Source organism: Flavobacterium supellecticarium, assembly GCF_004801375.1.
GTDB classification, from domain to species: Bacteria; Bacteroidota; Bacteroidia; order Flavobacteriales; family Flavobacteriaceae; genus Flavobacterium; species Flavobacterium supellecticarium.
Map to the genome: position 1 here is coordinate 1 of NZ_SSNZ01000012.1, position 22444 is coordinate 22444.

Genomic DNA, 22444 nt, shown 5'->3' on the forward strand with positions numbered 1-22444 from the left:
CCGTGTTACTAATCTGACCGTTATTAATGTCTGATTGCGTCAATACATAAGTAGCTGTAGCCGTTCCGATAGCGCCCGGTGCTAATGTAGCCGGCGTTACCGCTAAGTTGGTTACACCTAATAGTGCGTCGTTGATCACAAGACCGTTAACCGTTACGTTACCCGTATTGGTTACGGTAAACGTATAGGTAATCGTTTCACCTACCTGGGCAAAAGTATCCGCATTGGTATCGTTAAACACCGCTGTTTTTACTAAGGCAATCGCTGGGTTTTGTGGTAAGGTTGTTACTGTTGGCGTATCATTCGTTGTACTGGTTCCTGAGGTATCCTGAACCGGATTACCCTGTGGCGATGTACCGCTTGCAATAGCCGTGTTACTAATCTGACCATTATTAATGTCTGATTGCGTCAATACATAAGTAGCTGTAGCCGTTCCGGTAGCGCCCGGTGCTAATGTAGCCGGCGTTACCGCTAAGTTCGTTACACCTAATAGTGCGTCGTTGATCACAAGACCGTTAACCGTTACGTTACCCGTGTTGGTTACGGTAAACGTATAGGTAATTGTCTCACCTACCTGTGCAAAAGTATCCGCATTGGTATCGTTAAACACCGCTGTTTTTACTAAGGCAATCGCAGGGTTTTGTGGTAAGGTTGTTACGGTTGGCGTATCATTCGTTGTACTGGTTCCTGAGGTATCCTGAACCGGATTACCCTGTGGCGATGTACCACTTGCAATAGCCGTGTTACTAATCTGACCATTATTGATATCAGATTGTGTTAACGTATACATAGCTGTAGCCGTTCCGATAGCGCCAGGTGCTAATGTAGCCGGCGTTACCGCTAAGTTCGTTACACCTAATAGTGCGTCGTTGATCACAAGACCGTTAACCGTTACGTTACCCGTGTTGGTTACGGTAAACGTATAGGTAATTGTCTCACCTACCTGTGCAAAAGTATCCGCATTGGTATCGTTAAACACCGCTGTTTTTACTAAGGCAATCGCAGGGTTTTGTGTCAATGTTGTTACCGTACATTTCGGACAACCAGAATCATATCCGTTATCTCCAGGTTGTGAAGGATTCGTCGGATCTTCTGATTCGTCGGTAACCGGACCTCCTGTTGGATCCTGACCGGTAACAGTCGCTAAGTTTCGAACAAATCCACTATTCAGATCCGCCTGTGTGATCGTATGGGTTGCCGTAACTGTTACACTTTGCCCTTGTGCCAAAGTCGCAATAGTTGCCGGGGAAATACTACCCGTATCCGCATTAGTATCCGTTACCGTAATATTGGTAACTGTTACATTTCCGGTATTGGTTACTACCAAAGTATAGTTGATCACATCACCAACGCTGTCATATGTTCCGTTGGCTGCGTCTTTTGTTAACGTTAATTCCGGTTCCATTACAAAAACCGTTACTACCGCTGTATCACAATTCGTTGGGTTTAACACCTGACAAATCTGATAGGTCAGCGTATAGGTTCCACCAGGTGTTCCCGGAATTACGTCTACGTTTCCATTCGGATTTAAAACTAAATTCGGGTTTGGTACCGTAGTCGTTAAGATTACTTCCGATGGCACTACTGCCGTTCCGTTTAACGTATCATTCGTATATACATTCACAACATTCGTGGCACCTGTGGTTCCGTTGATGTTGGTAGCCGAGTCATTCACTGCGTCGATCGCAGGTGGTACTACCGTTACACTTACAACAGCCGTATCACAATTGGTTGGGTTTAATACCTCACAAATCTGGTACGTCAATGTATAGGTTCCTGCCGGAGTTCCCGGAATTACATCTACGTTTCCATTCGGATTTAAAACTAAATTCGGGTTTGGTACCGTAGTGGTTAAGATAACTTCCGATGGCACTACTGCCGTTCCGTTTAACGTATCATTCGTATATACATTCACCACATTTGTCGCGCCTGTGGTTCCGTTGATGTTGGTAGCCGAGTCATTCACTGCGTCGATCGCCGGTGGTACTACCGTTACACTTACAACAGCCGTATCACAATTCGTAGGGTTTAACACCTGACAAATCTGATAGGTCAGCGTATAGGTTCCTGCCGGAGTTCCCGGAATTACGTCTACGTTTCCATTCGGATTTAAAACTAAATTCGGGTTTGGTACCGTAGTCGTTAAGATTACTTCCGATGGCACTACTGCCGTTCCGTTTAACGTATCATTCGTATATACATTCACAACATTCGTGGCACCTGTGGTTCCGTTGATGTTGGTAGCGGAGTCATTTACTGCGTCAATCGCTGGTGGTACTACCGTTACACTTACCACTGCCGTATCACAATTGGTTGGGTTTAATACCTCACAAATCTGGTACGTCAATGTATAGGTTCCTGCCGGAGTTCCCGGAATTACATCTACGTTTCCATTCGGATTTAAAACTAAATTCGGATTTGGTACCGTAGTGGTTAAGATAACTTCCGATGGCACTACTACCGTTCCGTTTAACGTATCATTCGTATATACATTCACAACATTCGTTGCGCCTGTAGTTCCATTGATGTTGGTAGCCGAGTCATTCACTGCGTCGATCGCAGGTGGTACTACCGTTACACTTACAACAGCCGTATCACAATTCGTTGGGTTTAACACCTCACAAATCTGGTACGTCAATGTATAGGTTCCTGCCGGAGTTCCCGGAATTACATCTACGTTTCCATTCGGATTTAAAACTAAATTCGGGTTTGGTACCGTAGTCGTTAAGATTACTTCCGATGGCACTACTGCCGTTCCGTTTAACGTATCGTTCGTATAAACATTTACAACATTCGTGGCACCTGTGGTTCCGTTGATGTTGGTAGCGGAATCATTCACTGCGTCAATCGCAGGTGGTACTACCGTTACACTTACCACTGCCGTATCACAATTCGTTGGGTTTAACACCTCACAAATCTGATAGGTCAAGGTATACGTTCCACCAGGTGTTCCTGGAATTACATCTACGCTTCCATTCGGATTTAAAACTAAATTCGGGTTTGGTACCGTAGTCGTTAAGATTACTTCCGATGGCACTACTGCCGTTCCGTTTAACGTATCATTCGTATAAACATTTACAACATTCGTGGCACCTGTGGTTCCGTTGATGTTGGTAGCCGAATCATTCACTGCGTCGATCGCAGGTGGTACTACCGTTACACTTACAACAGCCGTATCACAATTCGTTGGGTTTAACACCTCACAAATCTGATACGTCAAGGTATACGTTCCACCAGGTGTTCCTGGAATCACATCTACGCTTCCATTCGGATTTAAAACTAAATTCGGGTTTGGTACCGTAGTCGTTAAGATCACTTCCGATGGCACTACTGCCGTTCCGTTTAACGTATCGTTCGTATAAACATTTACAACATTCGTGGCACCTGTGGTTCCGTTGATGTTGGTAGCGGAATCATTCACTGCGTCAATCGCAGGTGGTACTACCGTTACACTTACCACTGCCGTATCACAATTCGTTGGGTTTAACACCTCACAAATCTGATAGGTCAAGGTATACGTTCCACCAGGTGTTCCTGGAATTACATCTACGCTTCCATTCGGATTTAAAACTAAATTCGGGTTTGGTACCGTAGTCGTTAAGATTACTTCCGATGGCACTACTGCCGTTCCGTTTAACGTATCATTCGTATAAACATTTACAACATTCGTGACACCTGTGGTTCCGTTGATGTTGGTAGCCGAATCATTCACTGCGTCGATCGCAGGTGGTACTACCGTTACACTTACCACTGCCGTATCACAATTCGTTGGGTTTAACACCTCACAAATCTGATACGTCAAGGTATACGTTCCACCAGGTGTTCCTGGAATCACATCTACGCTTCCATTCGGATTTAAAACTAAATTCGGGTTTGGTACCGTAGTAGTTAAGATCACTTCCGATGGCACTACTGCCGTTCCGTTTAACGTATCGTTCGTATACACATTTACAACATTCGTGGCACCTGTGGTTCCGTTGATGTTGGTAGCAGAATCATTCGCTGCGTCGATCGCCGCTGGCACTACCGTTACACTCACAACAGCCGTATCACAGTTGGTTGGGTTTAATACCTGACAAATCTGATAGGTTAATGTATAGGTTCCTGCCGGAGTTCCCGGAATTACGTCTACGTTTCCATTCGGATTTAAAACTAAATTCGGGTTTGGTACCGTAGTCGTTAAGATTACTTCCGATGGCACTACTGCCGTTCCGTTTAACGTATCGTTCGTATACACATTCAACACATTTGTCGCGCCTGTCGTTCCGTTGATGTTGGTAGCCGAATCGTTATTAGCATCGATCACACTAGTTGCGCGTGTTGGCGTAATTGTGGACGTATTGTTAGCTGGATTCGGATCATTTTCAATACCCGAAATCACCGCGCTATTGGTATACGTTCCTGTTGCGTTTACCGTAGCTGTAAGCGTTAAGGTATACGACTGCCCATTGGCCATATTACCAATCGTCCATAATCCGGTTACATTATTAAATGTTCCTCCGGTGGTTGTTGCAGATACATATGTATAACCAGTTGGCAACTGTTCTACAACCTGAACACCGGTAGCATTTCCGGCTCCGTTGTTTGTAGCAACAATGGTAAAGACAATCTGATCCCCTACCGATGGTGTCATGGTAGCGGTCGTTTTGCTCACTGCCAAGTCGGCCGAAACTGTTGGTGTAATGGTATTGTATTTAATATTATTACAATTCTCCACAGCCGTACCATTTAAACACTCCAAATGCGGATCCGTAGGTGGATTCGTTCCCGGGTTGGTTGCATCCGGATCGGTAACGTCTGCCGGTCGTATAATACTGGCTTCTACTGTTAAGGCTTGTCCGCCTGCAGCTGCACCAACAGTTCCGTTAATGGTAAACACCACTTGTCCGCCATTGGTCATATTCAGATTCGCCGAATAGTTACCGGTAACCGGATCGATTGTTCCGTTTACCACGACAACCGTTCCCTGGCTGTTGACATAGGTTACCGAGCTAATGGTAAAACCGGCCGGTACAATAAAGTTAAAACCGGCACCGGTTACGGCACTCGGTCCGTTGTTGGATACGGTTACTGTATAGTGCATATTTTGTCCGGCAATAACTGTAGTCGTCGACGGTACGATGCTCACTACTTCCAGATCGGCAGCAGCAACGACAAGATCCAGATTTTTTACAACAACGGCACCCGGCACAAAACTCCAGGTATCCATTGATTTTTCGTTTCCGAAACTCGATGATCCGGTTCCACTATTTCCACTTCCGCTACTTCCGGAGGTGTATAATCCCCATTTATGACCGTTAGTATTACTTGAAATTCCGTTGCTTCCGGAAGCTGTAGGGTTCGACTTGTGTGTTGCCATTCCTCCCGTCACATCGCTATCATCCCAATATACCAGATCTTTAGTTGGCGAGAATAAATTGTAGCTGCTATCCAGCTGCTCTATAATAATTCCTCCCGGGTTAATTTCCATATCGATAAACGGAAAGTGTACTTCTGCCCCAAATAATTGTACACGGATTTCCCCGATATTCGTTCCCGCCGGAAGGATGTTTCCATTTCCGTCTTTACCGTCCCAAAATACGGTATTGGTTCCTACGATACAGTTTCCTGTGATAGTCCTTGTTGGAAAACCTCCCAGAATCTCAATTTTGTAAGTCCCTGCCAGATTCGAATCAAAACCGATATAAGCGCCTTTATTACCCGATAAATCCGGTGTTCCTTCCACTCCGGTATAGGTAATATTGGATGCTGTTGGCGTTAAAACCGAATTTTTTAACCAGGTAGTGGTTCCGCCACTCATACTGGCACTTGTTGGTAAATCCAACGCCGGTTTTGAGTAGAAAATTTTATGAGTTACATTCGACCCGGAATCCGCGCTTCTCGGATCATGAATCCGGAATTGTGCATCGGTTGGATCCGAAATATTCAAACTTTTATATGAAGAGCTACCCGAAGCGGTCAGGAATCCTTTATTATTTACGAAGAAGGTAAATCCTACCCCATTCGAACCATTGTTCGTAACACGATACGCAATACCATCGCGTGTTAATACATACATATTCCCGTAAAAAGCCTTATTAGCCAAAAACGAAGAACCCGAGATATGCAGGTTTAGGATATTGGTATATACCCTCCCGTTAACCCAGGCCGAATTGGCACTGTTCCGTACCGATACATCCCAGGCGGCAATAAGCTCGGTATTGGTTCCCTGTGTCCAGTTGGCATCGGCAGCAATATCGGTTACACTCGGTGATGACGAGCTGACATCCGATCCAGACGGTAGAAATTCTACCTTCCAGATTCCTTCGTTTCCAGATGTTACTACGGTATTAAAAGGCTGGTAGCGGTTAGCTCCCGTTGCCTGTCCCGAGTATAAAGGACCAGCTAACTCTTCGGCTCTGCTGGCGATTCTACCAATGGCATTATTTGCCGAAAGATAAACCGTACCATCCGGTGCTGTTAGTCGGATTCTACCATTTCCCAACCCCTGTGCACTGGAAGCAGCCGCAATCGTTTCACCGACTTTAGCATACACATAATGTGTTCCCAATGTTTTAAAAGGCCAGGATCGCAGGGTTGTCCCCCCCGTTGATTCATACTGATTACTGTATAAAAATGCACGGTTTCCGGTGGCACCCGAAGGATAAAAATCCCTACTACCATCGGCAAACATTACATTCCATAAACCGGTAATCATAAAAATAAAGAACAAGAAGCTGTATTTTCTCATGTTGGAAAGCAACAATGAAACACTACTACCTCGCTGTCGATAGGACAAATTCTTGTCGCTATAACTGTAATTTTCGTTCATTTTTCTGGTTTTTAATTTTACTCTCTTGTAAGATTTTGCAAGTGCGAAATTCTAAAAACCGAAAGGCTAAAACGTTTCAATCGTGTGGCATGACGTACTTCCCACACGATTGAAACGTTTAAAAATTTTCATAAAAAACTGTAAGACAAATAGTTAAAAATAAACCGTAAAAAAACAGGTAAAAATACGGGCACAAAAAAACCGGATTTTCGATCCGGTTTTTAGTTATTGTTTTGCGTTATTTTTTTAGGGTTATCGGTATTCTGATGGTGTACATCCCATTTGATTTTTAAAATAACGGTTGAAGGTTACTTTGGAATTAAATCCGCTTTTAAATGCAATTTCTTCCAGATTCGTTTCCGGTTCTTCCAATAGTAATTTGCAGGAATGATTTATCCTATACATATTGATGTATTGATAGAACGTCTGATTGATTTTGGTATTAAACAATTGCGTCAGGTGGTGTTTTGGAATTTTGACTTTTCGGGACAAACTTTCTAAAGAGAGTTCGGTATCGAGAAAAACCTGTTCCGTTTCCATGATCGTGTTGAGCTTTTGTTCGTATTCCCGTAATATCTCAACGGTAAGCGCCGATTTTTGATATTGTCGCGGAGCCGAAATTGGGACTGATTCTTCCGATTCTTCATCCACACCGGCTTTTACCAAAAGGTTATTGATCGAATATTTAAAAATCAGAAAAGAAACAAACAACATCGCTCCATATATTATCATTCCCGGTAATAATGACCCGATGTCTTCTTTTCGGAGTATTTTCGAAACAATAATACTGGCAAGCAAACTGGCAATTAACAATAACCAGGTCGCTCCTGAGTTGATCAACTTACGGATGCGGTTATCGGAGATAGCCTTTTTATGGTTTAAGAAAACATACAAAACATAACCAACCATTGATACCACCACCCCGGAATAGAGAACTTCAAAATAATACAATCCGTAATTGCGTCGCCATTCCGGAGAAATCAAAAAAATCACATAACCAATCGTTGCCACTAAAAACGGACTTCCATGTTTTATGACGTTGCTTCGACCTAACCGCTTTTCGTGATTCGAAAACGATAAAAAATACAACATGGGCCCATAAAGCAATCCAAACGGTGCAGCTCGATCGATAAATGGCAACTCTTCAAAATAATAGCGGGATAAAAAGGCGTAAGCCGAATGGAATAACGAAATCCATACTACATAACGGATAACTTTATCAAATAATTTATCAGATTTGGTTTTCAGGAGCACATATAAGGTAAGAGCATTACAGCCAAACACCAGTGCTAACAACAAAAAGAGCATACGATGTCCTATTTATAAATGTTGTACTTTTATTTTATAATAAGACGGTAAATAGCCGGTATATTCTTTAAAATAGCGGTTAAAGGAGGTTTTGGAATTAAATCCGCAATCATACGCCAGCGATTCAATTTTAATTCCGGAATCTTTTTTCAGACAGGAAATGGCATACTCAATGCGCAATTCCGCTATATATTGATAGAAATTTTTCCCAAAACAACCGTTTAACAATTGCGACAAATGATGTTTCGGAATCGTCGTTTCGATCGAAAGCATTTCGAGTGAAATATCGGGATTTCGGTATATATTCGTTTCACGAATGCATTTTTCGAGCGTCTCTCTATACATCAAAGATGTTGCTACATCGATACCCGGCAGTACTACAGGATTCTTTTTTAGTATCCGTCTTCCTTTTTCTTTTTTTCCGTAGAAAACCAGAAATATCAGAATCAACACGCTAAAAATACCCAATTGAAAAAAGAGCATTGAAACCGGATCAAAGCCAAAATCCAGTATACCAAACCCAACACGAAGCGCAAGCAGGACCACTAATAAAGCGGCAAAATAACAACCGTATGCTAATACTTGTAAAAATTCTTTTTCGAAAACAGTTACCAAATGTTCTTTTTTGCATACAACCGTTACCGCCACGGCATACGAACACAGTGAAACCGCCAATGCAAATAAGTAGATGGTATGATACAATTGCCAGTCACCAAAGGCAACAGCATCGACTTTAAAAACAAGATACAGTCCGCTAAAAAGAAAAAAGGGTAATGTGTGCATCCAAAGCGTAACCCGTTCCATTTCACGGACAATCAACAGCAATAGTGGTCCGTATAACAGCCCGAGCGGCACACGTTGATTCCAATAGAAACTGGCAACATGTACAACCGATACTATTAAAATAAGCTTTAAAACACCTTTCAATCGGGCATTGTCAAACAATATTTTGATATACATAATGTTGTATTTAGGATTGACTTTAACATAGACATCGCATTAGTATCAATTCTAAAATTTGGGGAATACAAATATCAGTAGTTCAAAACAATTCCTTTGTACGGATTATTAATCATTTCTGTAGAATTATTTCTACAAAAACAGTTGTTAAATCTTGTATATTTTTTTGTAATATTGGATCTTTCCCGACAACCCTCAGATGATCAGTTTGTCAAAATCGTTCCTATGTCTCTTTTTTCACGTTTTTTAGTACTATTTATAATCAGCGTTATACCGGTATTCGGGCAACAGGATCCTCCCTACAAATGGTATACTTCCGATAATGGACAATTGCCACAAAATAGTGTTAAATCGATTGTTCCGGACGAACTTGGTTTTATCTGGCTGGCAACCGAAGACGGTCTGGTTCGTTTCGACGGACAACAATTTAAAGTATACAATAGTGAAAATATAAAAGGACTGAAATCCAATCGGATGAAGTTTATCAAAAAAAACTACAAAGGCAAAGGCCACTATGTAGCGAATGATCTCGGTCAGATTTTAAAAATTGAAACCAATCCGAAACTATACTATAAAAACGGAAAAGATATTCACCCTTTAAACGAAACCGGACGTTTGTTTGGCAACAATATCAAAATATCCACTTCTTTTTTCAAATACTACCATCGTTATGATGTTCTGATTAAGGATCAAGTATTTCAGTTTTACCCGGATAGTATCCGCTATTATTCCATTACCAATAAAAAACGGATCAGCGGTTACCCGCATAAACTGGCTCTCGATTCGGAGTTCTTTATTCTAAACAATACGCTCTATCTAAAAAGTAAAAAGCAGTATTTTGAAGTCACCCCGCAAAAGCTGATTCCTATAGAAATGGATCAACCAACAAAAGAAGACGGTAGCATCTATATCAACAATGCAATTGATCAGGCTTTTTTGTATGCCGACGGAAATCTGTATTATCTGACAGCCGATCAAAACGGTTTGCATAAAAAACGGGTATTGGATCATTTTGATGTCCTTCAAAATAAGATTTGTGCTTTGTATTATGACGTCAAATTAAACATTCTCTATCTGGGCAGTCTTACCAAAGGTTTTCTAATTGTCCGCCCAAAATATTTTAAAAGTTATATTGACAAGCAGGATCCGGTTACGTATTCCAACATCTTATTGGATTCGACTCATGTACTCACCGGACAAGGACAGATAATTGATTATAAAGGGAACATTACCCATTTAAAGTCACCTTTACAAGGCGAAAAATATTCTTCCCTGATCGACAATAACGGCGATATCTGGACATTAGATATCCGCAACCTGTACCGGTATAAAAAAAGTACGAATTATACCACATCCGACCGTTGGACACTTCAGTATTTTATGAGCGCGGTTTATAAAGACGAAAAAGGCCGGATCTGGATTGGAACCACCGACAGTAAGACGTATAAAAAAGGACAACTGTATACTATTGATCCAAGTGTTGCAGCGCCCAAACTCACGCCGGTTGCCAATCTTGATTTTTCGCCCAACAACATCTATAAAGACGGAAATTCGCGAATGTTGATCGGATCGCCTTCCGGGTTGTACCATATGGATCTGAACACCAAATACATCACGCGAAACAGCGTTATCGACGAATCGTATGTTCGTGGCATTCATTGCTCTGATGGAAATAATATTTGGGTATATACCTATAATAACGGTTTATTTCTGATCCGGAATCACCAGGGAACCACTCACTTCCCTTTCGACAAAAACAAGTACCTCCGTTCGGCACATTGTGTAGTCGAAGACCAGAAAGGTTTTATCTGGATTCCTACAAACAAAGGATTATTTCAGGTATCCCGACAAAGTCTGTTTGATTATGCCGATAAAAAACAAAACACCATTTATTACCACTTTTACGATAAAAGTTCCGGTTTTAGTACCAATGAGTTTAATGGCGGTTGCTATCCGTGTGCTACCAATTTTCCCAATGGTTATATAGCCTTACCGTCTTTTGAAGGGCTGACTTTTTTCGACAGCAAAAAGGTAACTCCTATCCTACCTACCAATCCGATTTATAGTAACGAAGCTAAAGTGGACGATCGTTCTGTTACTTTTAACGACACGCTCGTCATAAACCGGGATTTTAGTCGTGTAGTCATTTCCTTTAACAGTCCGTTTTACGGTAACCCGGAAAACCTCACTATTGAAGTTCGTCTGGATGGAAACGATGTCCATCAAGACTGGACCAAAACCAGCGATAATTATACCATTTCCTATACCACTCTATATCCGGGTGAATATACCTTAACCGCTCGTAAATTAAGAGGATTCGATTCGCAGTACGATTATAAGACCGTCACGATTATAGTTCCTCCTGCTTTTTGGCAAACCATCTGGTTTAAGAGTCTGCTACTACTCACCATAGCCTTACTGATTTATTATGGCTTCCGCCAGCGAACCAAATACATCCGCCATCAGAACCTATTGCTCGAAAAACGAATTTCACACCGTACAACCGAATTAAAAAGCACGATTACAGCACTCACCCAAACACAGACAGATCTGAGCGAACAGATTCATTCGCATAAAAAACTAATCGGTTCCATTACCCACGACATCAAAAGTCCGCTAAAATACATGGCTTTAACCGGGAAATACCTGTATGAAAACCTGGATCGCGATAACCCCGACTTTCAGGAAAACATCAAAACCATGTATACGTCGTCGTTCGAATTGTACCACTTTGTAAACAACCTGTTGGAATATTCTAAAATCTATCTGAATAAAGACAATTTACAAAATGAGACTTTTGCACTTCGTGATTTGATCAATGAAAAAATAAAACTCTTCTATCCGATTGCAAAATCAAAACGCAACGAATTGGAAAATACAGTTTCAGACACCATTTATCTGAACCTCAACAAACAGCTTTTTACGATCATTCTGCATAATTTGCTGGATAATGCGATCAAAAACACGATTAATGGAACGATTCGTTTTAGTGCAGTTCAGGACAAGCACTCCACTCGTATTACCCTTGTGGATACCGGATGTGGCATGCATCCGGAAATGTTACACTATTACCAGACATTGGCTCAGAAAATGAAATCCGAAAGTGACCGGAAACAATTTACCAAAGGAATTGGTTTCCATATTATAATCGAATTACTACATCTGGTTCATGGAGACATCACTTTGGAAAGCGAAGTGGGGAAAGGAACAACCATTACACTAATCCTAAAATAGTCGTTTTTAGTTATTTTCGTAAAGTTTAAAGAGATCAGCCAGAGAAACGACATTTTTGACCTCGAGTTTTTCAAAAATCCGGCCTTTATAAGTACTTACTGTTGACATCTGGATATTGAGGTGATTGGCAATTTCAAGATTCCCATAACCATTCACCAACAGGCGACTAATTTCCAGTTCCCTGTTGGAAAGGCGTTCCAGCGGATTGGTTTGGGAAACATTGTTTAACAGGTCGTTGATCAGTTTGTCTTTCAGACTGTCGCTGATATATTTTCCGGTAGTCAGGACTTTTCGAACAGCTTCGACAATTTCTTCCTCGTTCCCCAGTTTATTCAGATAGCCATTGGCTCCCGAATTAAGGTATCGCATCGCATACAAATCTTCTTCAAAAGCCGAAAACATCAGAATTTTCACATTAGGATCGATTCCTCTGATTTTTTCGATCATTAAAACATTATTGCCTCCGGGTAAATTGATGTCCAGAATAATCAGGTCGAAAGTAGTTACAACCATTTTTTCCAAAACCCCGTTTAAGGTATCGGTCTGGTTGATAATGATATTCGGTAACGAATATTTCAGGATCAACGACACGCCCTGTCTTACCACACTATGGTCATCGGCTATCAGTATGTTATATTCGGAAGTCATGCAGATGGAAGGAAGTTGGTTTCCTCACAAAGATATATTTTTTTATTCCTTTCCTTATATAAGGAACCCTAAAAAGTACTGCAATTATTCCATTGTTTCCTACAAATTGGTATAATAACTGCCATCCGGGTTTTCGCTGGCCGCAAGCAACAACTCGTACTCTTCATTTTTCATTTTATGTACATATTGATTTAGCTCGCGCGTATATAAATTCAACAGATCTGCCGATTCTTTCATTCCCTCGATCAGCATTCGCAACTCGTCCTGATTTAACTGTGTTTCTTTTAACAAATCGGACACGCCTAAAATCTGCGTAACCGGTTGTCGTACTTCATGGGATATTTTAAAAAGAATTTTTTCCAGTCTTCGGATTCTTTTTTCGCGTTGTTCGTCCAGTTTCTTTTTCTCGTCAATCGGAACGCGAATTGAAAAATACTGTGTGATTTTATTATGGACGTCAAAAACCGGAAAGATAATCGAATATACCCAGTAATAACTTCCGTCTTTTGCTTTGTTTCGAATTTCACCATCCCATACATTACCGTTACCAATGGTCTTCCACATGGTTTTAAAAAACGTTTTCGGATGATGCCCGGAGTTTAGTATCCGATGGTTTTTCCCCAGTAATTCCGTTTCTTCATATTTAGAAATTTCGCAGAATTTCTGATTGGCATAGATGATATTTCCCTTGATGTCCGTGATTGAAGAAATAATATTAAAACTGCTGTCTTCCGAATTCTTGTCCAGTAAAATCCGAAGATCCTTTATACTCTTTTGCATTATAAAAATCGTCGATTGTAATTTGCTCAATAATGAAGTTACAAACTTCATCCCCTAAAAACAAATTTACAAAATGCAACCACTGTCCGACTTAAAAAAGGCATCTTTTTAACGATTATTGAATGTACCCTCAAAACAACTACAATTCGTTATATTTCTTCATTTTTTTTAAGATAAAAAACATACTTTACAAAAAACTACTCTTAAAATCACGACACAGCGTTTTACAAAAAGCATAAAAAAAGACAGAATAAAAGTCCGTTTAAAGTTTACAAAAGTCCTTTTCTAAGCATCCGTTTATTTATTCCCGATGATGCACACAAAGTTTGCTTGCGTGCAATGTTCTGTTTTTACATTGTTTCCCTTTTTGGGTTATTCCGTTACAGCGCACTGAAAAACCTTTTAATTCACCACTATAACATTCCTCCAGCGTTGCCAGAATACTAATCCGGTATTCCAGTCCGTTTGTCTGAAATTCTGTAAACCGGTCGTCATTAAAAAAGACACCCTGAAAGTCTTGTATCACCGTATGATCTTCATTCCGGATTTCTTTTAGATATCCTTTTTCCACTTTGATCGTCAGATTGTGTTTGGAAGCATTTTTGGCTTCCGGATCATTAATCGATACCGTAGCACAATAGTCACCGTTAAGGCTTGTATCGGGTTCGTTTATCACGACTACTTTCGAAGGCGTTGCCATGAGTCCGGCGGGGATTGTTTCCGTTTCTTCGTTTAGCAGCAGCTCTTTATCCTGACAAGACACCAGAATAAGTATACAAAACAGATAATAGGGTAATTTTGTTTTCATGGGTTTTGTTTTAATTTGAATATCCGTTACCAATAATTTGCTTCAAATCACAATAGCAAAAAAGTACAACCAATCGGAATATGATCGGAAACTTTTCGGGCCAGTGCCAGGCTTTCGAATTTCGTATAAAAAAGATGCGCTTTTTTATTTAGCAACTTAATTTTCTTTGCATTATAAAAAATATTATCAAATTCCGATGCCAGACAATCCTGAGCTATGCAGCGTTGTCTAAGCGAGGTTTTCTGATTCCGGAACACCGGTTGGAACCCCATTCCTTTTAACGGATTAAAAACGGTATGGGATTCCGGGCAATTAAAGTCGCCGGCAAATACCAAATTATGTTCCGATAACCGCAATGGGATTTTTTTAAAATGTTTGATTTCGGTTTCGGGTTGCCGGCTTTTGGTAATCGCGTGAAAATTGACCACTGTAAACAACTTTCCTTTATAGGAAAATGTGCCGTAATACGGCTCCCGATCGATTTCGAGTTGAAAAACCGGATCCAATTCGGCTTTTACTTTCCTGATACGGGCTGTTTTCCAGAGAAACGCATAGCGTTCGGTTTTATAGGATGATCCGGTCGTTGGTGCGCTCACGGTATAATCCCATTTGTCTCCGGTGCGATTAAGTGCCGTAGCCAATCGGGCAACCGCCTGTGCGCCGCCAAATCCTGCTACAACTTCCTGAATCGCCACCACATCATATTCCTTGACGGTATTTGCTATAAAAGCTATGGTTTCCGGCTGTTTTCGTTTTCCGAAATCGGATAAATTCCAACTACAAAATTTTATCTGAGCCGAAACAAGACAACTGTATAACAGGATAAAAAAGAAAACGCTATGCCTCATATCATTGTAATTAAAAAATCAATTCAACTGGTAGTCGGTTATTTTTGTTGAGCGATAAAATCTTTAATTATTTTTTCCATATTAGCGGGCAATTCAGCACCTCTGACTTTAGGGTTGTTCACCTTCATTTCTTTAAGCCATTTTTCCCAGTACGCTATAATCACCGCTTCTTCATTCGTATTCTTTGTATCCGGATTGATCCCTAAAACCAAAACTTCCAGATTGGACAAATTGGTTGCGGCTTTAATAAATCCGAAATTGCCGGCATCCATTTTTTCTTTCCAGTTGGCATCATTCAGCTTATTATTCCGAATGGTCTTCGAAAGCAGATAATTCGTTCTGTTGCCGTCTTTTAATTCAGATCCTTTATTAAAAATATAACCGTCGGTTAGAATGATTAAAATATTACGGCTATTTGCCTCAATACAATAATCGGCTACTTTGTTTTTAAAGAATCCCCAGATATCCGAACCAACATAAGCTTTATCTTTTATTGCCAATTCGTAAATCTGGATTGGATAATCCGTGTAAATTTTTCGGATCTCATTTAATTTTTCTTTGGATATATTGTTTTTATCCAGTCGGATTTTAAGTTTTTCAGATATCGCATTGATTTTGGTATTTTTAGGCTCCGGGTCAAAAAACAACTGTAACTTATCATTAACCTGGTTTATTTTTCTTTGACTGGCATGATCAGCAAAAGCCTCGGAAATAGCCTTGATATAGCGAATATCTCTTTGATAATAGTCCATTGTCTTATTGGCATGCTTGATCGGGTCGATCCGATCGGACAAATCCAAAAAGATACTGATATTATAATTTTCAGTTGGCTTGGTTCTTTCCGCTGTTTCACTGGCAACCGGTTGTTCTTTTTCGGTAGTATCGGGTGTATTCTCAATACAGGACATCGAAAATAAGGATAGCGCCAGGGCTATCGAAAGTATTATTTTTTGTTTCATGATGTAGTAGGTTTATGTTTCAATCGCTATCTGTGGTTGCAGTTCGGGCTCACCCAATCCAATATCGTTTAAATGTTCTTTTGAAATGATTTCGCATAATTCCAGCAAAAGTGTTTTTTCCCGGTGTGGCAAGGCAATTTCGGCCGATACCGCCTGAAACCACCCTTCTTTATATTTATGGTGATGGTAAAAATATTCCTTAACCGGGATAATAAAACCATCGATTTTGGTTTGCAATTCGGATATGATTCCGTTTATGGCGGTGACTTGCTGTTTGCCTTCGTTTAATTTTTCGGTATTGGCATTTTTTACAGCTTCCAGATTGACCAGTTCTTCTTTTTTTACCTTAATAAAGGTTTTGACTTTATCCAGGCTTTCATATTCTTTCATCATACTATCCAAAACCAATCCCCAAATGATATACACCATAAAGCCCGCAAAGATGATCAGCCAGAATTCGGCTTCAAACAAAGCAATCTTAAGTGTATACGGTTCCGACGACGTCGTTTTATTAAAATCATAGATCTTCTTTTCAATCTGATAAGCCAATATGACATCAAATAAAAACGTCACCAAACCGAGCAGTCCTATTTTAATCCATTTCATTTTTCCTTTTTCTTTTAACAGCATATGAATCAGATATCCTAATCCCATAAACACAAAGGGAATGGTCATGATAAAAATACCCTCCAGTGAGCTGGCCTTAAACGCATTTTTTAAGGCATCGGCATCAAAAATGGCAGCCGTAAGACTATTATCATCAAACTCTTTAAAAAAAGCCGAATAACAAGCCGAAATATAGAATACCAACAGATACAAGGTAATCGGAAACAAAAAAGCCAATCCCATATAAAACTGCACTTTGATACCTTTTCCACCTTCGATCCCGTATTTTTCCGGATGCTGACGCACCTCGACCATATCTTTCCGGGTTCTTTCTATGGTTTCGTTGAGTTCTTTTTCTTTTGCTTCGGCAATTTCAATGGTCGTTTCACATTTTTTAAGTTCAGAACGGTTGCGTTCCTGCTCTTCTCTGTAAATCTGTTTTAAGGACTCCTGTTCTACTTTTTGTTTGCGGCATTGCTCTTCAAAACTCCTGTACAGATTTTGCAGGCAGGCTTTAAAAACGATCGGTTTCCCCATCGCTTTTACGGAAGCGCCAAATCCGCGCTGGTAATGGGTTAAGCGAACCAGTTCCCGGGATCCGGTTTGCGTTTCATCCGGAAGCTGCTGCGACACTTCATCATTTTTTAAACGAAATAACTGTTGTAATGATTTCATCCTTTATGCATTTAACTGGTTAATAATTTCTTCTTTCCGAATCCCTTTTTGTACGCAATCGATAAAATAATCGGTCAGATCTTCGATATTCTCATCGAGGAATTCAAATTTTCTACAGTATTTTTTTAGCGCTTCCCTTTCATTACCGCTAATTCTGCCATTGGCCCAAATCATACGGGTCAGATCATACAGATATTCGATACGGATTTCCAGACGTTCCGGCAATACCATTCCATGCATTACGGGATGTAACAGTAGTCCCCCCAGGTCTTCTTTGGTCAATCCTTTTTCTTCCGCGAGTTGGTAGAGCATTTCCAGCTCCGATACGGAAAAATGATCATCTGACATTGCGATCTGGTATAAACTGAGCAAATGACTTTTTAAAGCAGGAGAGATTGTAGTAGTGGTATCCATCTTTATAATAGCTTTTATTGTAAGACATCGCGATGGACATAACCAACCGTTCCTGTTTTTTCGGATTTTACTTTGAGCCACGGTTCGTTAGCCTCTATAAAAATCACCCGTTGTCCTCTTTTAACGGTTTCGATTATTTTGTAATTTTTTCCCGGACCTTCGTATAAAGCAACAGATACGGCAGTAATATATAGCGGTTGATCCTTATAAAATCCGACTTTTTTGGTAACCGTTACCGTTTTAACTTTTGTACCGGAAGGCGTCTTTTTTTCTTTTCGTTTTACGGTGATTACATCGGTACTTCTATCCCTGCAAACACCACAGGTGCCACCACTTTTACAATATTTACAACCACTACAATTGGTGCAGGCGGTACAATAATCGGATCCGTTACAACCTCTTCCGGCTGTGCCGCAACAGGAAGCCAGTAGTTTTCCCGATTTCGTTTGTGCTATCAAATCATTGCTGCTCCATAGCAATAGACTTAGCCAAAAAATATATTTAATCATCGTTTTTTAAATGTATTAATGGGTTATAATTCCGGTTTATTCCAAACCGGGTTTTAGTATTTTCCAGCCAATGGCTATTCGTTGTCATAAAAACTGAGACTTTCCAACAAGGCCTCTTCAAACTGGTAAATAGCATCGATGGTTTCTATCGGATGACGGGTTTCGTTTTTCGCTTCATCAAATAATCCGATATATTTTTTTCCACCGTTCAGATGTAACCTACAAATCGGTTTCCGGTTGTTATCATCCAACAATATCCCGAAATACGATTTTGTATCCCGGGGAACAATCCGGTCCACTCCTACTTTTCGTCTCAAAATGGCCACCACAATTCGGAAGCCATCCATTTCTTCATCGGTAGTAATCACTTTACTTGTTGGCTCGATGTCCACATTTTCGATTTGTTGTTTTTTAGCTTCTTTATTTAATGCGGCGTTCAATCGATCGTTAATTTGATCATTTATTACCTGATTAAAAGCTTTATACACCAGTTCCTGAAATTCTTCCATCACACGTTCGGTCAGACGACCAGAATAGATACGCTCGGCAAACTGGCGAACAAACTTATGAGAAGGAGTTTGCAGCTCTTCGGCAATCAATTTTTTAATTTCCTTCGTATATTTTAAAGCACTGGCGTTATCCGTTATTTTTTCCACATCGAAATTCGACTTGTGAAACTTATTAATTTCCTGAATTACAGCATCTTTAAGATTGGTAATATCAAACTCAAAAAAAGGTTTCTCGTCCATTTTATTCTTTTCGTCCAGGTCGGTATAAAACTGATACTGAATCCCATTGGTCAGTAAAGCAAACTTCGTTTTAGACACATGAAAATACCGGAATAACTGTGAATTGTGAACTGTCAGGTTTTCTTTCCAGTTTTTACATTCTACGATCAGGATCGGTACCTCATTCTGGAAAATGGCATAATCAACTTTTTCCCCTTTTTTAAGTCCGATATCAGCCGTAAATTCCGGTACTACTTCCATCGGATTAAAGGTATCGTACCCCAAAAGGTTAATAAATGGTAATACAAAGGCATGCTTTGTAGACTCTTCCGTTTCGATCTTGTCTTTCATCTGATCGATTTTATCGGCTAATGATTTGAGTTGGCTTACTAATTCCATCCTATTTGTTTTTTGAATGTTTATCTTATTTTTATATCACACTCCAAAACTAGGATGCCTGTAACGGACTTCATTACGGTTTTACGTAAATGCCAACAAACGGCAAAAAAAACACCCCAAAAGAGGTGTTTAAAAGGGTCGTTATTAAATCAATCCCAGATCTTTCGAAATGGAGACCAGATGCGGATTATTTTTGGCTTTCAGGGATGTTTTTAACCGATTGATTCGCTTTTCGATACTACTTCGGCTATAATGCATATCGTCGGCAATTTCGCCCTGATCAAAACCTTTGGATAACAGGCGAATAATCTGAATATCCTGTTCGTCGATCTCATCCAGTTCGGAATCGGCTTTACCGTATCGTAATTCCGGAGAAACAAACTTTTCATCGCTGGCATAAATCGTCCGGATGGCTTGTTTTAATTCGCGTATACTTTCCCGGCTTTTGTTAATATAGGCATTACAGTCCATTTCTTCCAACAATGTCCGGATTACATACGGTTTTGTCTCAATAGAATACACAATAACTTTGATATCGGGCTGTTCGCGTCGTACAGCCTCAATTAATTCTTCTCCGGAATTGAGCTTGTTTTCCCGGAATTTATTTTCAACAAACGACAGGTCGCTAATCAACAGATCGAACGGTTCCTGATCGATTTTGGCTCTTTTAACTTTTAATAAAGCATCATCACAATATTGTACATGATGGATACGGTCTTCCGTTACAAACTCTTCCAGTAGTTGTTTTACTCCTAAATTAACGGAATCGACATCTTCGGCAATTAAAATCTTTTTAAACATACTTCGTACAATTTACTTTGGAAATGAAAAACTTACTTTAAATCCCTTATTGGGAACAGAATCAAAAGTATAGGTTCCGGAAATGCTTTTGATACGGGTTTCCACATTTTGCAATCCATTTTTTAAAGCGAGTTTATTTTTATCGATTCCCACGCCATTATCGGAATAATCAATCTGAATCCGATTCGCGTCGAGTTGGAAACGAACCACTACAAGCGAACTCTTACTGTGCTTTTTCATGTTGACCAATAATTCCTGTAAAACCCGATAAACCACAATTTTTTTAGTCGGATCGACCTCATCCCAGTTAATCTGATCCATCCCGCTGGACATGACATTGACGCGTTCGCTTTTGTATCCTTTGATCACTTCTTTTAACTGTTCCGGATACAGTGTTCCGGTATCGATGGTACTGTTTTCGCGGGAAATATTCCGGCTTCCGGTATAGATTTTATCCAGAGATTCGAGCAGGATTTCTTTGTTTTCGGCATCGGAGAGATCTTTTATTTCGGCAAAAGTCATCGCATTAAACACATCATTAGCCAATTCGTCGTGTACTTTTTTAGCAATACGGGTTTCCGTTTTATAGGACTCCAGAAGTTTTTCAATTCTATTTTTTTCCCGCATTCTACGGAATACAAAAAAGATAACGCTACCACCAATCAGAATCAGAATTGCCAATCCGAGTTTTTGGGTTTCGGCTTTTGCCAATTGTGCCGTTTTTTGTGCTTCGCTGGCTTTTCGGCGTAAATTTTCTTCCTGGGTATCTTTATATTCGTATTTGATCTGCGCAAACGTGTTCTTTTTGGACTGTCGCACCCGACTGATACTATCGTTTAATTCCTGAAATTGTAACGAATAGGATTTTACAGCCACTCCGGAACTTAAAGCGGTTAAACGTTTAAGCGCCTCCAGTCGGTCGTCGATTCGTCGCATTTTGGTTGCACGGTCGTAGGCTGTAGTCGCATATTGTCTTGCCAGTTCCGGATTACTTTTTTTATAATAATCGGAAAGATGCAACTCGCTCACAATTCGATCGCTTGCTAACATCGGATTATTGGATCGGATTTCATACCCTTTTTTATAATACTCCAAACTTTTGGCATCTCCGGCTTTATAGTACATAAAACCCAGATTATCATAGGCTCTTGCTTTGGTCGCGTCGACGGTTGTTTTTTGGATAACCGATTCGAATATCGGGCGTGCTTTGGCATAATCGCCCAAATAAGTATAACTCAATCCGATATTATTTTTGATGATCCAACGATCTTCCGGTTCATCAGTACTATCGGCGGCTTTTTCAAAATTTTCGATCGCCTTTCTGTAATTATGCATGGATTTATCGGCAATTCCAAGATTATTATTCGCCGAAGCATAATAGTATCGATTATTATTTTTTTTATTCAGTTTCAGTACATCGACATTCAAATCGGCTACCATACCATAATCGTTCGATCGTTCGACAATATCCGACTGTAATAACAGTATATACATTTCCTGATCTTCCTTTCCGCGGTTGTCCAATAACTGTTTGGCATTATTAAGTAAGCCATAAGCAAGGGTATCTTTCCCTTTAGTCGCATAATATCTGCCCAAGTCACGTTTTGCCATCGCGATGTAAAAGGTATCTTTTTTTAGTTCTGAAAACTGCAGAAAGTCCTTTGTATACGATTCGGACTGGTCTGTAAAATACCAATTAAGCGTTTCCGATTTTCCGGCAATGGCTTTTAACTGTAGCGAATCGATTTTGGCAGCAACGGCAAGTTCTAGCGCTTTATTGATTTCGGCGATTCTATAGGTTCCCGAACTATCGGCATCGGTAGCACTATTTGCAATATGCTTTTGGATCTGACGGACCACTGGAGCCACCTTGCTATTTTTGTCAGATTCTTTAGAACACGAACCCAATAAAATCGCAAAAAGTGATAAAAAAAACGGGGAATAAAACTTTTTAAG

15 protein-coding genes are annotated in these 22444 nt (G+C 40.2%); 1 reads left to right on the top strand and 14 read right to left on the bottom strand.

The features are described from left to right. The 3 genes from E6C50_RS16740 to E6C50_RS16750 all read right to left on the bottom strand — a co-directional run. A partial coding sequence (locus E6C50_RS16740) for a DUF7507 domain-containing protein (RefSeq protein ID WP_136404396.1) occupies window positions 1-6811 on the bottom strand: 6811 nt, incomplete at its 3' end. Window positions 6812-7063: 252 nt separating this feature from the next. Next, a complete protein-coding gene (locus tag E6C50_RS16745) occupies window positions 7064-8119 on the bottom strand; it encodes an AraC family transcriptional regulator (RefSeq protein WP_136404397.1) in 1056 nt (351 codons plus the stop codon). Window positions 8120-8131: 12 nt separating this feature from the next. Then, entirely contained in the window at window positions 8132-9079 is a 948-nt protein-coding gene (locus tag E6C50_RS16750; RefSeq protein ID WP_136404398.1) for an AraC family transcriptional regulator, read from the bottom strand. A gap of 225 nt (window positions 9080-9304) precedes the next feature. On the opposite strand from E6C50_RS16750, the gene E6C50_RS16755 reads away from it, so the two are divergent. Continuing rightward, window positions 9305-12313 (top strand): sensor histidine kinase, encoded by a 3009-nt coding sequence (locus E6C50_RS16755; protein WP_136404399.1) that lies wholly within the window; start codon window positions 9305-9307, stop codon window positions 12311-12313. A gap of 6 nt (window positions 12314-12319) precedes the next feature. On the opposite strand, the gene E6C50_RS16760 is transcribed toward E6C50_RS16755, so the two are convergent. The 11 genes from E6C50_RS16760 to E6C50_RS16810 form a co-directional block, all read right to left on the bottom strand. Further along, window positions 12320-12961, bottom strand: a complete 642-nt coding sequence (locus E6C50_RS16760; protein WP_136404400.1) for a response regulator transcription factor — start codon at window positions 12959-12961, stop codon at window positions 12320-12322. A gap of 99 nt (window positions 12962-13060) precedes the next feature. Next, window positions 13061-13792 (bottom strand): PAS domain-containing protein, encoded by a 732-nt coding sequence (locus E6C50_RS16765; protein WP_211089561.1) that lies wholly within the window; start codon window positions 13790-13792, stop codon window positions 13061-13063. Window positions 13793-14042: 250 nt separating this feature from the next. Further along, window positions 14043-14549 carry a hypothetical protein gene (locus E6C50_RS16770; RefSeq protein ID WP_136404401.1) on the bottom strand — a complete coding sequence of 169 codons (507 nt, stop codon included), beginning with the start codon at window positions 14547-14549 and terminating at the stop codon, window positions 14043-14045. 47 nt (window positions 14550-14596) lie between these two features. Next, window positions 14597-15397 (bottom strand): endonuclease/exonuclease/phosphatase family protein, encoded by an 801-nt coding sequence (locus E6C50_RS16775; protein ID WP_136404402.1) that lies wholly within the window; start codon window positions 15395-15397, stop codon window positions 14597-14599. 38 nt (window positions 15398-15435) lie between these two features. After that, window positions 15436-16356 carry a hypothetical protein gene (locus E6C50_RS16780; RefSeq protein ID WP_136404403.1) on the bottom strand — a complete coding sequence of 307 codons (921 nt, stop codon included), beginning with the start codon at window positions 16354-16356 and terminating at the stop codon, window positions 15436-15438. A 12-nt stretch (window positions 16357-16368) separates the two neighbouring features. Then, entirely contained in the window at window positions 16369-17637 is a 1269-nt protein-coding gene (locus E6C50_RS16785) for an ABC transporter permease (RefSeq protein ID WP_136404404.1), read from the bottom strand. 3 nt (window positions 17638-17640) lie between these two features. Next, complete coding sequence (locus E6C50_RS16790; protein ID WP_136404405.1) at window positions 17641-18051, bottom strand: hypothetical protein; 411 nt, start codon at window positions 18049-18051, stop codon at window positions 17641-17643. Between the two features lie 14 nt (window positions 18052-18065). Beyond that, complete coding sequence (locus E6C50_RS16795; protein WP_136404406.1) at window positions 18066-18560, bottom strand: SH3 domain-containing protein; 495 nt, start codon at window positions 18558-18560, stop codon at window positions 18066-18068. A gap of 74 nt (window positions 18561-18634) precedes the next feature. Then, complete coding sequence (locus E6C50_RS16800; protein ID WP_136404407.1) at window positions 18635-19687, bottom strand: type I restriction endonuclease; 1053 nt, start codon at window positions 19685-19687, stop codon at window positions 18635-18637. 144 nt (window positions 19688-19831) lie between these two features. After that, the gene (locus E6C50_RS16805) at window positions 19832-20488 is read right to left on the bottom strand and encodes a response regulator transcription factor (protein ID WP_136404408.1); all 657 of its coding nucleotides are present in this window, start codon (window positions 20486-20488) and stop codon (window positions 19832-19834) included. Between the two features lie 12 nt (window positions 20489-20500). After that, a complete protein-coding gene (locus tag E6C50_RS16810; RefSeq protein ID WP_136404409.1) occupies window positions 20501-22357 on the bottom strand; it encodes an ATP-binding protein in 1857 nt (618 codons plus the stop codon). Window positions 22358-22444 lie beyond the last annotated feature (87 nt).

Coding starts and splice junctions, on each gene's coding strand:
- E6C50_RS16780 (WP_136404403.1), bottom strand. CDS start 16,356: ATGAAACAAAAAATAATACTTTCGATAGCCCTGGCGCTATCCTTATTT.
- E6C50_RS16795 (WP_136404406.1), bottom strand. CDS start 18,560: ATGATTAAATATATTTTTTGGCTAAGTCTATTGCTATGGAGCAGCAAT.
- E6C50_RS16760 (WP_136404400.1), bottom strand. CDS start 12,961: ATGACTTCCGAATATAACATACTGATAGCCGATGACCATAGTGTGGTA.
- E6C50_RS16800 (WP_136404407.1), bottom strand. CDS start 19,687: ATGGAATTAGTAAGCCAACTCAAATCATTAGCCGATAAAATCGATCAG.
- E6C50_RS16790 (WP_136404405.1), bottom strand. CDS start 18,051: ATGGATACCACTACTACAATCTCTCCTGCTTTAAAAAGTCATTTGCTC.
- E6C50_RS16765 (WP_211089561.1), bottom strand. CDS start 13,792: ATGAAGTTTGTAACTTCATTATTGAGCAAATTACAATCGACGATTTTT.
- E6C50_RS16770 (WP_136404401.1), bottom strand. CDS start 14,549: ATGAAAACAAAATTACCCTATTATCTGTTTTGTATACTTATTCTGGTG.
- E6C50_RS16785 (WP_136404404.1), bottom strand. CDS start 17,637: ATGAAATCATTACAACAGTTATTTCGTTTAAAAAATGATGAAGTGTCG.
- E6C50_RS16750 (WP_136404398.1), bottom strand. CDS start 9,079: ATGTATATCAAAATATTGTTTGACAATGCCCGATTGAAAGGTGTTTTA.
- E6C50_RS16805 (WP_136404408.1), bottom strand. CDS start 20,488: ATGTTTAAAAAGATTTTAATTGCCGAAGATGTCGATTCCGTTAATTTA.
- E6C50_RS16745 (WP_136404397.1), bottom strand. CDS start 8,119: ATGCTCTTTTTGTTGTTAGCACTGGTGTTTGGCTGTAATGCTCTTACC.
- E6C50_RS16755 (WP_136404399.1), top strand. CDS start 9,305: ATGTCTCTTTTTTCACGTTTTTTAGTACTATTTATAATCAGCGTTATA.
- E6C50_RS16775 (WP_136404402.1), bottom strand. CDS start 15,397: ATGAGGCATAGCGTTTTCTTTTTTATCCTGTTATACAGTTGTCTTGTT.